The organism is 'Catharanthus roseus' aster yellows phytoplasma, from assembly GCF_004214875.1.
GTDB lineage: Bacteria > Bacillota_I > Bacilli_A > Acholeplasmatales > Acholeplasmataceae > Phytoplasma > Phytoplasma asteris.
Map to the genome: position 1 here is coordinate 285,774 of NZ_CP035949.1, position 15,285 is coordinate 301,058.

The window sequence follows — 15,285 nt, forward strand, 5'->3', positions numbered from 1 at the left end:
ATATAAATGTCAACAATAAATAAAACAAAAACTCCTTATATATTATAAGGAGTTTTTTCAATATTCTTTTATATCTTTGAAACAAATAATTATTTAGTAGCAAGAATAGCAAGAAAGGCTTTTTGAGGTAATTGCACTTTTCCTAATGTTTTCATTTTCTTTTTACCCTTTTTTTGTTTCTCTAATAATTTCTTTTTGCGAGTAACATCGCCTCCATAAAGTTTAGCTGTTACATCTTTACGCATAGCTTTGATAGTTTGTCTGGCAATAATTTTTTTACCCAAAGCTGCTTGAATAGGAATTTCAAACATTTGTTTAGGAATAAACTCTTTTAAAGTCTCACAAATAGCCTTTCCTCTTTCATAGGCAAAATCGTGATGAACAATTAAAGATAGAGCATCAACAATTTCTCCATTTAATAAAATATCCATTTTTTGTAATTTAGAAACACGATATTTATCTATTTCATAATCAAAAGAAGCATAGCCTTTGGTTAATGATTTTAACTTATCAAAATAACTATAAATAATTTCTGAAAAAGGCAGCAAATAATTAATCATTACTCTTTGACTATCAATATATTCAATATTTTGAAGGGCTCCTCTTTTGTTTTGGGAAAGTTCCATTACTTTACCAATATAGATTTCAGGACACATAATAGTAGCTTTAATGAAGGGTTCTTCAATGCGGTCAATTATTTGAGTGGATGGAAGTTTGGAAGGATTATCAACTAAAAGTTTTTCTCCTTTGATAGAATAAACATGATAAATAACAGAAGGAGCAGTAGCAATTACTTCTACTCCAAATTCGCGACTAATTCTTTCTTGAATAATTTCCATATGCAAAAGTCCCAAAAACCCAGTTCTAAAACCAAGTCCCAAAGCATTAGAACTTTCAGGTTCAAAAATTAAGGAAGAATCGTTGAGTTTTAGTTTTTCTAAAGCTTCTTTAAGGATGTCATATTTATTTGTTTCTACAGGATAAAGTCCACAAAAAACTACTGAATTCATTTGTTTGTATCCCGGTAAAGGTACCAAAGCTTGATTGTTTTGCGAAGTAATGGTGTCTCCAACTCTTACATGATTAATACTTTTAATAGCAGCAGTAAGATAACCTACATCACCTGGTGCCAAAAAATCTTTTACAATTTGTTTGGGATTATAAACTCCTACTTCAACTACTTCATAAACACTATTACTTGCCATAAAACGAATTTGATCGCCTTTTTTAACTGTTCCATTGACGATTCTAATGGAAGGCACAACTCCTTTATAAGAATCAAAATAAGAATCAAAAATTAAGGCTTGCAAGGGCTTTTGAATGTCTCCTTGAGGAGGTGATATTCTAGTTACTATTTGTTCCAAAATATCAATGACTCCAAGCCCTGTTTTTCCACTTGCAATTAAGGATTGTTCAGGGTCAAGTCCCAAAGTTTCTTTAATTTCTTCCTTAACTTTAGGAACATCTGCGCTTGGCAAATCCACTTTATTCAAAACAGGAATAAGGGTTAAATTGTTATCAACAGCTAAATAAACGTTGGCAAGAGTTTGGGCTTGAATGCCTTGGGTAGCATCAATAATTAAAAGAGCACCTTCGCAAGCTGCCAAAGAACGCGATACTTCATAACTAAAATCAACGTGTCCCGGTGTGTCAATCAAATGCATAATATAATTTTTGCCATCTTTGGACTTGTAGTTAATTTCTACAGCATTTAATTTAATAGTAATTCCGCGCTCGCGTTCTAAGTCCATGGAATCCAAAATTTGTTCTTTCATTATTCTTTTGTCAATTGTGCCTGTAAATTCTAAAATACGGTCGGCTAAAGTTGATTTACCGTGGTCAATGTGGGCGATAATGGAAAAATTACGGATGCGTTTTTGCCTTTCTTTTAATTGTTCTATGTTCATTTTTTGTTTATTTCCTTTATATTTTGGTTGGTTAGTTTGAGTTTGTTTTTGTGGGTTTTAATGTGGTTTGTGCTTGATAGAATTAATTTTTATGATTTTTATTGGTTTTTAATTGTGAAATGATATTTTATAGTTATTATTTTTTTTGGTTATTGGGTTTGGTAGTTTGTTAAGGTTGTTTTATTCTTTTTTTAAGTTTTTTAAAATAACTATTATAAATCATTGTAAAGTTAAATTATTTAATATCTAATTCAAAAGTTATTATAACAAAAAAATAGTTTCTAGGTGCAAAATTAGTTTTTTTTGTAATTTTAAAGTTATTAAAGTTATAAATTATGTTAAAATTCAATTAAATCACATTTTTATTTGGACAAAAAAATTATAAAATAAGAATAAATAAGTAGTATAGCAAGCAAAATTATAATAAATAATTAGCAAAAAAGACCAACTTAAAGTTGATCTTAATTTGTTTTTAATTTGAAAATATGGCAAGTTTTAAATATTTTGAAAAGCATTGGAACTAACTAAATAATTTATTGTTCAATTTCTTTGGAATTTTTTGAAGGTGAATTGGGGATGAATTTATCTATAAATTCTTCGGTAAGCATTAAGGCATTTTGAGGACTTATAGGTTTGTTAAGTGTAGGATGGTATTTTTCCCTACCTGGTTGAAATAAATGATATTTTTTGTAAATGTTAGTCATTTTTGGGCTTCTCCAAAAAAAATAAATATTTTGGCTTTCATTTTTCATTTGTAAAATATCATCTAAAGTGTATTTGTTCCAATCACTAATATCAAACTTATCAAAAGGAGATTCAAAATAAATCCCTACTAAATCTAAAGGAGGAGTTTTGATTCCTGTCATAACGCTATATAAAAAAGCGCCTGCAAGATCTTGTCCATTAAATGAAGGGAAAAAAGCTACCCAACCATCATATTGAGGTTGTATTTTGTAGATAATTTTATGCATTAAAGTAGGTTTTAGATTTTCCATATAAACATGGGTTTCAGAATTTTTAAGTGTGCCATCTTGCATAAATTCACTATCAGGCACTATAAAATGATAATGTTTTTTGTCATTTACTGTTTGAATATAAAGAGGTAGTGTTTCTTTTTCTTGGTGTAATTCTTGTGTTTTTGGTTTTGTCAAATTGGGAGTTTTGACGAAATTTTGTTGATTGGGTTTTTGGGTTTGGTTATTAGTTAATTGTATTTTTTCTGATGATCTAAAGGTTGAATGTCTTTTTTGTAAACTTAATATTAATAACAATAATACTAATATTATTGATGAAATAACACATAAAAAAGACACTAATTTATATTTTTGATTAAATAATTTAATATTCAAAATATTTGTTTCCTTAATAAAAAATAAAATAATAGGGTTAAATGAATATTAAATAATTATTTTATTGTAGTTTTTTAACTGCTCAAGCTAAAGTTTTTTGAATGTTTCTGTAATTAAAAAGATTTAAGGAGGATATCTATATTTTTTTAATTTGGCAAGTTTGTTTTTTGCTACTGTTATCAAATCAAAAAAATTATTATAAAAATGAGCCATTCATTATGCTTTCTAAAGAAAAAAGAATTTTTACTAAACTTGTTATTTTAAAGTTTTTTAAAACGATCTAAAATTGGTGTTTTGTTTTTGCTGAGATGTTAATTATTTTATTGTTGTTGTTTTTATTTTTTTGGTATAGAATTATTGTAAATTTTTCATAATTATTTAAGGTATGCTATCAAATAAAATAAAAAAAACCTTTCAATTAGAAAAGTCTTTAAAAAATTATTTATTATTTGGGTAGTTTTTCAATTCAATTAGGTAATAAGTTTTTTTATACATTTGTAATTGTTGATATATTTGATCTAATAATTTATTGTTGAATTTATGTTGTTTTTCATCGTTTAAATTGCAGAATTGTTTGGTAATTTCTATTGCCTCGTCGATTATAATGGCATGAGAAATGTTTGTTTCTAACAATTCATAAGTAGCTAAGCGAATAATTGCTCTGTCTACTTTGTTAAGGCGATTTATTTTATAATCATATAAACTTTTTGTGATGATTTCATCAATAAATTTAAGATTGGTGATGATTTTTTGAAAAAAAGTAAAAATGGGATTGGGATTTGTTTGTGACAAAGTCAAATTATTTTGGTAAAAATCATATTGATATAATAATTTCATCACTTCAATTCGTAATAACCGTGATTCTTTTTTATTTTGAGGATGTTTCATGGTAAATTATTTTAATGTTTGAGTAAGGTTATTTTGTACTTTTTCCCAGTCTAAGACACTAAAAAAAGCTTCAATATAATCAACTCTACGATTTTGATAACTTAAATAATAAGCATGTTCCCAAACATCTAGACCCAAAAGAGGAGTTCCTTGGTTTAGAACTACATCTTGATTAGGAGTAAAAGTAATTGCAAGTTTTTGTTGTGGAGTTAATACAAGCCAAGCCCAACCGCTTCCAAAAATGGTTTTAGCAGCATGAGCAAATTTGTCTTTGAAAGAATCTATAGAACCAAATTCGCAGTCAATCATTTCTTTTAATAATCCTTGAGGAGTATTGCCATTATTTACTTTTAGAATGTTCCAAAAAAAAGAATGATTAAAATGTCCGCCACCATTATTTCTAACTATTTGTCTAATATCTTGTGGTACTAACGATAAATCAGTTAGCATTTGTTCCAAAGATAAATTTAGTTGAGGGTGTTTTTTGAGAGCATCATTAAGGTTATTAATGTATGTTTGATGGTGTTTGAGATGATGTAATTGCATAGTTTGAGTATCAAAAAAAGGTTCTAAAGCATCATATTGATAAGGAAGAGAAAGTAGAGTAAAGTTCATTTGTTTGCTCCTTTAATGGTTAATGAAAAGATTTTTTGGGGGGTAGTGTTGGAATGAGGGGTTAATTGTGATAAAATGGAATAAAAAAACACTGTTTGTAATTATAACAAACAATGTTTTATTTTGTTTTTGTCTTTTGTGTTTTTTTATCTAATTTATTTTGTCGTGCATTTGGTAGTTTGCAAATAGTTATTGAGATTTAACTTCTAAAGCTTTAAGTCCTGCTAAATTGAGTAACCCCCAAGGTTTGTTGAAATGGGGTTGGAAGAAAAAGTCAACAAAAGCAAGTTGTTCTACTGTCATTTGGTTTTGCATACAAACACTTAAAGTATTCATTTTTTCAGTTAAATCAACGCGAGAAACAATTTGTCCTCCCAAAATTTTACGAGTTTCTTTGTCAAAAACAAGCTTTAACATTACAGCATCATAATCAGGCATAAATTCAGGTCTATTAGCATCTTTGATTGTAACAGTACCATAGTTTTTACCTAAAGCTTTGGCTACATTTTCAGTAAGTCCTGTTGAAGAAATACTCAAATCAATAATTTTAATGCCGCTTGTTCCTTGAGTTCCTAAATATTTTACGCAAGGTTTTTCAATGTTAAGTCCTACAAGTGTTCCCATTCTAATAGCATTAGTTGCTAAAGGCATGTATTTTACTTCTTGGGTAGGGTTGTAATAAACGTTAACACAATCGCCACAAGCATAAACATCAGGGTCTGAAGTTTGCATATATTCGTTAACAACTAAAGCACCATTAAAGGATGTTTCGAGATGATGAGCAAATAATTGAGTGTTGGGTTTAAAGCTGATACACATAATTACCATTTCGGTCTCAAAGGTGTTTTTATCAGTTTTTACATGAGTCACTAAGCCGTCCTTAGTTTCGAATCCTGCTATTTTTTGTCCTAATGCTAGTGTAACTCTGTGGTCAGTTAAGGTTTTTTGAGCTACATCTGTAAATTCTTTGTCTAAATATTTAGACATAATTCTATCTTCTTCGTCTACTAAAACTACTTCTTTTTTTTGTACCGCAAATGCTTCAGCTAACTCAATTCCGATATAGCCAGCGCCTACTACTGTGATTTTATTAACGTTTTTGCTGTAATTAATAATATCTTTGGCATGATCAAAGTTTTTAGACATTAAAACATTTTTGCAATCAATTCCTTTAATAGGAGGAATAACAGGCCAAGAACCAGTTGCAATTACTAATTTATCGTAGTTGTCTTTAAACTGTTTACCAGTTTCTAAACTTTGAACTAAAACTTCTTTTTTGTCAAAATCTAGTTTTAATACTTCATGTTTAAGTTTGGTACAAACATCCATACTTACCAGTTCATTAGGATTTGAATAAAAAAGTCCTAGACTGTCTTTGATAACTCCTCCAACATACAAGGCAATTCCACAAGAAAGAAAAGAGATATTATCGTTTCTTTCATATACAACAACATCAGCTTGGGGATTGTTTTTTTTAATTGTTTTTACTGCAGCAGTTCCTGCATGAGTACAACCAACAACGATAACTTTCATATTTTTGTTATTAACTCCTTTGGATTTTTTCTTTGTTTTTTTTATTTAATTTTATTTTTACTATACACTTTTAATTATACCTAAAAAACACTTGACAAAATAAATAAAATTGTAGAATAATCAAAAAAAATAAAACGAATTTGATTATGACGTGCTTTGTGGCAACTTTTTTAAAATAACAAGGGCTAAGGCGTAATTATCGGTGTGAGTGATAGAAATTAAAATGGGGTTGAAAAAAGTGGTGCATGTGTTGTTTTTCACATAAGGAGCGCCGTTTTTGTCGTTAAGAATAGACCAGTTGTAATAGTTTTGGCAAGTAGGGTCGATTTTTTGGGGCGTTTGAAAAGCTTTAAAAAGAGCTTCTTTAGAAGCCCACCTTCCTGCTAAAAAGGTAAGTTGGCTTTGGGGATTTTGAATGATTTGATAAATTTGGTATTCTTCTGAGGATAAAATCCTTGCTGCTAAAATGTCTTTGCCTATTTTTTTAATTTTTTTAATTTCAACTAAATCTATGCCGATATTTTCCATATTTATTTTTTTTCCTTAGATGGTGCCAAAATTTGGGGAGTTTCAATTTCACAAGCTAGTTTTTTGATTTTTTGAAAATAATAATTTAGTCCTGATTTAGTGATTTGTTGCTTGTGCTTGTGGTAATATTTTTGAGTTAATTCTTGTAAACTTGCATCAGGGTTTTCTTTTCTTAATAACATAATTTGCAATAATTTAGGTTCAAAGTTGGGAAGTTTTTTTTGGGATTTTTCATTTTTGGGATTTTTCATTTTTAAGTTCGTGTTTTGGGGCTTGAGATTTGGGGTTTGAAAGTGTTTTTCAATCAAATTAATTTGTTGTAATTGTAAATTGGCAGAAGTAAGAATTTTTTTTTCATTTGAAATTTCAAAATTAATAGAGGATTTAATAATGTGGTTTAAGTCTTTTTGAATTATTGTTTTTTCGTATTGAAAAACTATTTCCAAAGCGCCGATTAACCTTAAAAAATCAATAATCATTTGAGATTCTTTCAAATAAACTAAAAAACCTTTTTTGTGATTAATTTGTTTGGCGTTAAGGCTGAAATGAAGCATCAAAGTTTTAATTAATTCAATTTTGTGGCGGTCTTTGTGAAAAAATTCTAGATGATAATTAGTTTTTTTTGGGTCGTTTACAAAACCTATGCATAAAAAAATACCTCTTAAAAATGCTTTTTTGGCTTTTTGGCTTTTGAGCAAAGGTAAAAAATCGCTTGGAGTTTGAGTAAAAAAATGATGTTTTTCTAAAATTAAGGGAATGTCTTTTTCAATTCCTACATGAATGCTTTTTAAATGTGGTAAATTATATTCTTTGCTAGTCATCAAAAAAGAGTTGGTATTAGGATAAAAAGTTTTGATTAAAATAAGGAAACGCCTAGCAATTTTGATACTTTTGGTTTGGAACCACAATAAAGTTTTTTGGTGGTTTTTTTCTAATTCACAACCAAAATGTAATAAAGCTGTCAATTCAAAAAAATTTTCTATGGGTAAGAATTTTTTACAAGCAATTTCTTCTTTAATTTTAATGTTAAAAGACATTGGCACCTTCTTGGATTTTTTTATTTGTTTTGGGGGTTTGGGGTTCAGTGAGGAGTTTTAGGCAAAATAACGGTGATTTTTTATAATTTAATTTGGCTATTTTCTATAATTTTTTGTAATTCTTTTTCTTCGATAATAGGAATTTGGAGTTTTTGGGCTTTGGTTAGTTTAGAACCAGCATTGATGCCAACTATTAAATAATTGGTTTGTAAAGATAAACTGTTAGTTATAATTGCTCCCATTTGTTCTAAGATTTGTTGGATTTGAAGACGGGAATTTTTTTGGAGAGTTCCTGTTAAAACAATTTTTTTGTTGGTAAAAATAGTTTGGGTAGTTGGATTTTGGGGGTTAGTGCTTTGAAAAGAAACTCCTAGTGTTTTAAGTTTGAAAACCTCTTCTAAATTACAAGAATTGGAAAAGTATTGTTGGATGCTTTGGGCAATTTTTATTCCTACTTCTCTTATTTGAGTAATTAATTCTGGTGTGGCTTGTTGGAGGTTTTCGATAGTTTGAAAATGTTTTGCCAAAACTTGAGATACTTTTTTGCCAATATGTTTGATCCCCAAAGCAAATAAAACATCTTCAAATCCTTTTTGCTTGCTTGCTTCGATAGAATCCAAAATGTTAGTAATTTTTTTAGCGCCAAAGCCTGGCATTTCTTGCAAAATATGCTTGTGTTTTTTTAATAAATAAAGGTCAGAAGGTTTGGCAATTAGGTTTTTATCAAAAAAAGCAATGATGGTCTGTTCTCCTAAAACGTTGATATCCATAGCATTTTTGGATACAAAATGAATGAGTTTTTGGATTTTTTGCTCGCGACAATTTGGGTTGAGGCAAAAATAATCAACTTCACCTGGTTGTTTTTCTAAAATTGTTTGACAAGCAGGACATTTTTCAATCATTAAAGTGGGTTTTTGCAAATCAGTTCTTTTGCTTTTGATAACTTCTAAAATTTCAGGAATAACCGAGCCTGCTTTATGAACTATGACATGGTCTTTTATTCTGATATCTTTTTTGCAAATGTAGTCATAATTATGTAAAACCACTTTTGAGACCAAACTTCCATCTACCATAACAGGCATAATTTTGCAAACTGGAGTTATAACACCAGTGCGTCCCACTTGAAAAATGATGTTTTTAACTATGCTTTGGCTTGTAATAGTTGCAAATTTGTAAGCAGTTGCCCATCTGGGAGCTTTGGCAGTGGCACCAATTAAAGAATGAAAGGCAAGCTCGTTAATTTTAATGACAATTCCATCAGTATCGTAGGTAAGTTGTTCCTTAATGGTTTTGTATTTTTCAATTACACTAAGCAAATTTTCAAAATTAGAGACGCAATAATAATGGGGATTTGTGGTAAATCCTAAAGAAGTTAAAAAATCCAAAGTCTCTTTTTGGGTAGGTTTAGTCAAATAAGGATCTGAAATGCCATAGACAAAAATAGACAAATTTCTTTGAGCAACAATTGCTGAATTAAGTTGTCTTAAAGTTCCTGAAGCAGCATTTCTGGGATTGGAAAAAAGGGGTTTGTTTTCTTGTTTTCTTTGGGCGTTGAGTTTTTCAAAAGCGGGATGGGATAAATAAATTTCTCCCCTAACTTCTAAATCGAGATCTTCTTTTAATCTTAAAGGAATGGTTTTAATGGTCTGGGCATTTTTGGTAATGTCTTCTCCCCAAATACCGTTTCCTCTTGTTAAAGCTTGCACTAAAATGCCTTTTTGATATTTTAAACTTATCGCTACGCCGTCAATTTTTAATTCAGTTAACAAAGAAAAAGTAGGAATTTTTTTGACAATACGGTCATAAAAAGCTTTGAGTTCTTTAAGATTAAAAACATTTCCCAAAGACATCATTGGAGTTTTGTGCTTAATGGTGCTAAATTTTTTTTCTACAAAACCACCAATTTTTAAAGTGGGGCTATAAGGAAGTTTGAACTGGGGATAGCGGGTTTCTAAATTGATTAGTTCTTTGAGTAAAGCATCGTATTGTTGGTCGCTTAGATCGGGATTGCTTAGATTATAGTATTGGTAATTGGCTTTGGTGAGTTGTTTTACCAAGGATTTAATTTTTTGTTTAATTAGATCAAAATTTTGCATTGCTTTGCACCTTTTTTATAAATAAAAATGTTTTTGGGGTTGAGAGTTTTTGATTTAGGATTTTTGAGTTTAGGTTTGATTTTTTTAGGTTTTGGTTTTGGTGTTTGTTTTTTTGAAATATTTTGTGTTGATGCTGTTTATTTTTCTTTTTTGAAATTAAATTTATTTTCTGTTCCATTAATAAGGCGCAAAATATTAGAATAATGTTTAGCTATAATAATTAAGGTAGCAAAATTGATCAAAAAGTAAAACAATTCTGTTTTTGAAATCTGGTTTTTAATTGGTCCCAAAGTTCCAAAATTGCCACAATACAAATAATTTAGCCATAAAAAAACATTAACTAAAGTGCTTGCAATAATTGAAGCTAACGAAGCATAACCAAAAAGTCTTAAAAAAATAGCAAAAAAAATGATACCAGAAATGCCAATCAAAGGATTAAAAGCAGTGATAATACCTACCGAAGTTGCAATTGCCTTGCCGCCTTTGAATTTATTGAATAAAGAAAACATGTGTCCTAAAATAGGAGATATTGCCAAAAGGGAGATTTTTATTGTGGGGTTTGGTTGTAAAAAAGTTTTTGTGGATGGTTCTGTTAGCCAAAATTTTGATAAATGCAAACAAATTGTAAGTGGCACAAATCCTTTGCAAAAATCTAAAAAAAATACTAATATTCCCCATTTTTTCCCCAAAATTCTCAAAGCATTAGTTGCTCCAATATTTCCAGAACCTGTGTTGCGTAAATCTTTTTGTTGCACCAATTTGCCAATAACTAAGCCTGTAGGAATTGACCCCAAAATATAAAAAAACAAGAATAAGAATAAAAACGATAAGTTTTCCATTTTGCACCTTCATTTCATTTATTGTTTCAAAACTTTATCATTTATTTAATGAATTGTTAAGTTGTGATTATTGTTGTAATTATTAGTTGTGTTTGTTGTTAATTTAGTTTTTTTTGTTTCATAAAAAATTTAATAATTATGCGTTTATAAAATAAATAATTTACTATATAATTTTACCACAAACCTTACTTTTCTTTTAATATAATGAGGTTTTTGATTGTCAAAATTAAATAAAATGGTCAGATAAACAAAAAAACAAACTGCATAAACAGTTTGAGACTCAAATTATTCATTCTTTACTGGGGGCAAATTATTGGAGCGTTTCAGTTAATTTGGTCTTAAATGTTATATTAAAATATTAAGTTGTCTAAATAAATGAAACAGTTAGTATTTTGATAATAAAAAATGTTATAATATATTTGATAATTTTGATAAATTGGATTAGAGGAGTTTTTTGAAAACAAAAACAAAATAAGAAACACAAATGCAAACTTTGAAAAAATAATTTTTTGCTGTTTAAATTGTTGTCTTTCCAAAATTACAAATACTAACTTAAAAAAATTTTAAAACGATGCAATATTAAAATTATTTTAACTAAATATAATAATCAAATTGAAATTAACAAAATCTTAGGAGATTTTTATGGATTTTTTAAAAATTAAAAGTGTGCGCCAATTTTGCGCCAATCATGAAATACCAAATGATATTTTAGAAGCAATTTTGGCTACAGTTTTCCAAGCACCCTCTGCTTTTAATTTGCAACCATGGCGTTTTTTTGTTTTTAAAGGCGAAAAGAGCAAACAAAAAATAGCTCCTTTTTTATATGGCAACAAAACTCAATTAGAAACTTGTTCTACTATGATTTTGTTGTGTTGCGATGCTCAAAAAAGTGCCTTAGCTGAAAAAATTTATCAACAAGAAGTTTTACAAAAACAAATATCTGATGCAACCAAATTACAAGTAATTACAAAAATTGAGGATTATTACAAACAAATTTCCCAAGCAAAACTGCAAAATGAGTTATTTTTAGAAGGTGGCATCGGAGCGTTGCAATTGATGTTAGCTGCTAAAAAATATGATTATGATGTTTGCCCTATGGGAGGATTTAACGCAAAAAAAATCAATGAAGGATTAAATATTGATGTTCGATATTTGCCTGTATTATTAGTTGCTATTGGGAAATCAAAAGAAAAACCCAAAAATAAAGCTTTTCGAATGGATTGCAAAGATTTTACTTTTTGGATGTAGTTGAAGTTGTAAAAAATAACTGCGTTCAAATACTAAAAAAATAAAATATTTCCAAAAATAACATTATGACTGACTTAAAAAGTTGGTCTTTTTTATTAAAAAGGCATTTTTTAATCAATAATTTAATCATTAATTTCCATGACTTGAGGCAATTTTGCTAAATTAACTTGTTTATATAAAACAGATAAACATTGCAATTCTTTTTGTTGTGATAACAAAGTATTTTGAACAACTTTATTAAGATAAAAAAACAGCATGAGCCAAAGTATTTTTAATATTTCTTTCATATTTCAAATAAAAACCCAGAAAAAGACTAGCAAATAAATCTCCTGTACCTGCAATATCAATGTTTTTTCTTTGTTGTGAGACTGCACCAAATATTTTTTTGTAGCATTTGATGCAAACACTTGAAAATATTTTTCATCTTGAAAATTAATACCTGTAATAATTACAATTTTAACTCCTAAATTATGGAAATGCTTTGCTACTTTAATAGCATCCGAGACATTATTTATTTTAATACCAGACAAAAATTCAGCTTCAAATTGATTAGGAGTAATAATATCTGCTTGCGAATTATTTTTAAAAAAAGAAGTTATTTCAGGCTTAACAAAACATCTGTTATTGCCCATTACAGGGTCACATAAATATAAAATATCAGGGTTCGTTCGTTTAAATCTTGCAAAAATTTCCAAAACAGCTTCGCAAATATCTAAAGATCCCATATATCCTGTTAAAATAGCTTGACACTATTTTTCTACTCTAAGAGCAAAAAGACCTTCTACCAAATCAACTATATTTTGTTTGTTAAAAATTTGTCCTTGCCACTTTTGATAACCTGTATGATTCGAAAATTGAACTGTATTGATAGGCCAAACATCGAAATTCATATTTTGCAAAGGATAAACTGTTGCTTTATTTCCAACATAGCCATATACTACATGAGATTGGATAGAAAGAATACTTTTGGGTTTGGTGGGTATATTCATTTTGGAACTCTCCTTTATTTGGTTGGTATTTGGTTGTTTTTCAAGTCTTTTAGTTTTGATTTTTTCATTTTACTATTTTATAATCTAAAACTATACTTCTATTCTAAATCAAAAATAAACTTATTTTGCAATTTATTTATGAATTATTATTTTAGTTTGAAAAAAATCAGTTTATTATCAAAAATACTTCAATTTTTTTAATCATTTCAAAAAAAGAATGGTAATTTTGATATAATAAAGTTAATGAAAACAAACGAAAAATAAATAAAAAAGAAGCAAAATAAAAATAAGTAAAATAAAAAAACGCCAAAACCAAACCAGAAAATAAAACCACCCTTAAATTGGTTAAAAAATCAAAAAAAACAATTCAATAAACGGAAGTAATTTAAAATGTCAATTCTTTTAGAAAAAATAAAAACTTTACCGCCCAATCCTGGTTGTTATCTTTTCCAAAACAAAAATGATACCATCATTTATGTTGGCAAAGCCAAAAATTTAAAAAAACGCGTCCAAAGTTATTTTACCAAAAGCAACAACTTAAAAACAACGATGCTAATTGAAGAAACCCAAGATTTTTTCTACATTATTACTAACAACGAACAAGAAGCCTTAATTTTGGAAGCTAACTTAATCAAAAAACACACTCCTAAATATAATTTCAAACTTTTGGATGACAAAACTTACCCTTATATTGAAATTACTAAAGAAAAGCACCCACAATTAAAAATTTCGCGATTCAAACAAATTCCTCCAGGAAAAATAATTTTTGGTCCTTATCCCAATCTTAAAAACACAAAAGAAACCTTAAAATTGTTGCATCTTTTGTATCCTTTAAGAAGATGTCCGTTAGCATCAAAAAAACCGTGTCTTCATTTTCACATCAATCAATGCCTCGGTGCTTGCGCAGGAGAAACAATTAATTATAAACCCAACATTGAGGCAATTACTAAATTTTTAAAAGGAAATATCAAAGATATTTTAAAAAAATTACACCATTTAATGAAAACAGCTAGCGAAAAAATGTTTTATGAAAAAGCCCAAGAATACCGAGATATTATCTATTCAATCAAACAGACTACCAAAAAACAACTTATCAGCAATCAAAAACTCAAAAATTGCGATATTTTTGCCTATGCATTTAATCAAGACCAAATATCAATTCAAATTTTAAAAATGCGCCAAGGAAATATCGTTGATTCTTATAATAGCATTTTTTCATATGTGGGCTTTGTGTGGGAAAACATTTTAACTTATCTTAATTGTTATTATCAAAAAAACCTTAAACCAGACATAATTATTACAGGTAAAAGCCAAGATGAAACTATTTTGCAACAAATGATAACTAACCAAACTTTATTGGAACAAATCTTGCAAACCAAAGTAAATATTGCTCATAAAGGAGACAAAAAGAAACTTTATTTGCTAGCCTTAAAAAACGCCCAAAATGATTTAGCTAACAATAATTTAATCTATCAATCCAAAGACCAAAAAATCCAAGAATCCTTAGACAAATTGGCAATTATTTTTAATAAAGATATTAAAAGAATTGATGTTTTTGATAATTCTCAACTATTTGGACAAGCCTTTGTGGCAGCAAGAATTGTATTTAATCATTTTGAATTTGACAAAAAACTTTATCGAACTTTTCACATTAAAGGCAAATTTCCTAACGAATATCAAGCTTTTGAAGAAACACTTACACGTTGTTATAACAAAGACAAGGAAGTTAAAAATGATTCACCAGATTTAATTTTGGTTGATGGCAGTTTAGGACAGTTAAAACAAAGCCAAAAAACTTTAAAGAAACTAGGATATGAAATTCCTTTAGGAGCATTGCAAAAAAATAATAAACATCAATTAACTCATCTTGTAACTTTACAAGAAAAATTAATGTTGGAACAAAGCCCTAATTTATTTTATTTTTTAAAAAGTTTAAGCGAAGAAGTCCATCGTTTCACTGTTGCTTTTCACCGCAAAACCAAAAACAAACTAGATTATAAAACTACTTTATCAAATATAAAAGGAGTTGGCGCTGTTAGAAAAAAAGCCATCTTAAATCATTTTGAAAGTTTAGAAGCCATCAAAAAAGCCACTTTGGAAGATTTTCAAAAAATAGGAATTAATCAAAAGTTGTTTTTGTTAATTAAAAAGAGTTTATAAAAGTGGGCAAATAGACATTTATTAAAAATATTGATAAAAACATGGACAAAAATTTTGGAACACAGAAAAACAACCATCTAAATATTTTGAAATTAA

Annotated in this window: 13 protein-coding genes; 2 read left to right on the top strand and 11 right to left on the bottom strand. The window is 28.4% G+C overall.

The features are described 5' to 3' along the window. Nucleotides 1–89: 89 nt before the first annotated feature. The 9 genes from lepA to plsY all read right to left on the bottom strand — a co-directional run bounded on the left by lepA (nucleotide 90) and on the right by plsY (nucleotide 10,792). The gene (gene lepA / locus EXT02_RS01345) at nucleotides 90–1,907 is read right to left on the bottom strand and encodes a translation elongation factor 4 (RefSeq protein ID WP_130427625.1); all 1,818 of its coding nucleotides are present in this window, start codon (nucleotides 1,905–1,907) and stop codon (nucleotides 90–92) included. A 533-nt stretch (nucleotides 1,908–2,440) separates the two neighbouring features. Beyond that, nucleotides 2,441–3,256 (bottom strand): hypothetical protein, encoded by an 816-nt coding sequence (locus EXT02_RS01350; protein WP_130427627.1) that lies wholly within the window; start codon nucleotides 3,254–3,256, stop codon nucleotides 2,441–2,443. Between the two features lie 438 nt (nucleotides 3,257–3,694). Continuing rightward, nucleotides 3,695–4,144 (bottom strand): transcription antitermination factor NusB, encoded by a 450-nt coding sequence (locus EXT02_RS01355; protein ID WP_130427629.1) that lies wholly within the window; start codon nucleotides 4,142–4,144, stop codon nucleotides 3,695–3,697. 6 nt (nucleotides 4,145–4,150) lie between these two features. After that, complete coding sequence (locus EXT02_RS01360) at nucleotides 4,151–4,759, bottom strand: superoxide dismutase (RefSeq protein WP_069028200.1); 609 nt, start codon at nucleotides 4,757–4,759, stop codon at nucleotides 4,151–4,153. 189 nt (nucleotides 4,760–4,948) lie between these two features. Further along, complete coding sequence (locus EXT02_RS01365; RefSeq protein ID WP_130427631.1) at nucleotides 4,949–6,292, bottom strand: FAD-dependent oxidoreductase; 1,344 nt, start codon at nucleotides 6,290–6,292, stop codon at nucleotides 4,949–4,951. Between the two features lie 144 nt (nucleotides 6,293–6,436). Continuing rightward, nucleotides 6,437–6,820: a holo-ACP synthase gene (gene acpS, locus EXT02_RS01370; protein WP_130427633.1), complete on the bottom strand. Its 384-nt coding sequence runs from the start codon at nucleotides 6,818–6,820 to the stop codon at nucleotides 6,437–6,439. Between the two features lie 2 nt (nucleotides 6,821–6,822). Further along, complete coding sequence (whiA, locus tag EXT02_RS01375; protein WP_130427635.1) at nucleotides 6,823–7,857, bottom strand: DNA-binding protein WhiA; 1,035 nt, start codon at nucleotides 7,855–7,857, stop codon at nucleotides 6,823–6,825. Between the two features lie 80 nt (nucleotides 7,858–7,937). Then, nucleotides 7,938–9,953 (bottom strand): NAD-dependent DNA ligase LigA, encoded by a 2,016-nt coding sequence (gene ligA / locus EXT02_RS01380; protein WP_130427637.1) that lies wholly within the window; start codon nucleotides 9,951–9,953, stop codon nucleotides 7,938–7,940. 137 nt (nucleotides 9,954–10,090) lie between these two features. Beyond that, nucleotides 10,091–10,792, bottom strand: coding sequence for a glycerol-3-phosphate 1-O-acyltransferase PlsY (gene plsY, locus EXT02_RS01385; RefSeq protein WP_130427639.1), 702 nt, complete (start codon nucleotides 10,790–10,792; stop codon nucleotides 10,091–10,093). Between the two features lie 642 nt (nucleotides 10,793–11,434). Between plsY and EXT02_RS01390 the strand changes: the two genes are divergently transcribed. Next, nucleotides 11,435–12,040, top strand: coding sequence for a nitroreductase family protein (locus EXT02_RS01390; RefSeq protein ID WP_130427641.1), 606 nt, complete (start codon nucleotides 11,435–11,437; stop codon nucleotides 12,038–12,040). 290 nt (nucleotides 12,041–12,330) lie between these two features. Here EXT02_RS01390 and EXT02_RS01395 read toward each other — a convergent pair whose 3' ends face one another. Together EXT02_RS01395 and EXT02_RS01400 are read right to left on the bottom strand one after the other, a co-directional pair. After that, the gene (locus EXT02_RS01395; protein ID WP_276318983.1) at nucleotides 12,331–12,780 is read right to left on the bottom strand and encodes a PfkB family carbohydrate kinase; all 450 of its coding nucleotides are present in this window, start codon (nucleotides 12,778–12,780) and stop codon (nucleotides 12,331–12,333) included. A gap of 9 nt (nucleotides 12,781–12,789) precedes the next feature. Next, nucleotides 12,790–13,029 carry a hypothetical protein gene (locus EXT02_RS01400; protein ID WP_130427645.1) on the bottom strand — a complete coding sequence of 80 codons (240 nt, stop codon included), beginning with the start codon at nucleotides 13,027–13,029 and terminating at the stop codon, nucleotides 12,790–12,792. A gap of 390 nt (nucleotides 13,030–13,419) precedes the next feature. Here EXT02_RS01400 and uvrC point away from each other — a divergent pair, with 390 nt between their 5' ends. After that, the gene (gene uvrC, locus EXT02_RS01405) at nucleotides 13,420–15,189 is read left to right on the top strand and encodes an excinuclease ABC subunit UvrC (protein WP_130427647.1); all 1,770 of its coding nucleotides are present in this window, start codon (nucleotides 13,420–13,422) and stop codon (nucleotides 15,187–15,189) included. Nucleotides 15,190–15,285 lie beyond the last annotated feature (96 nt).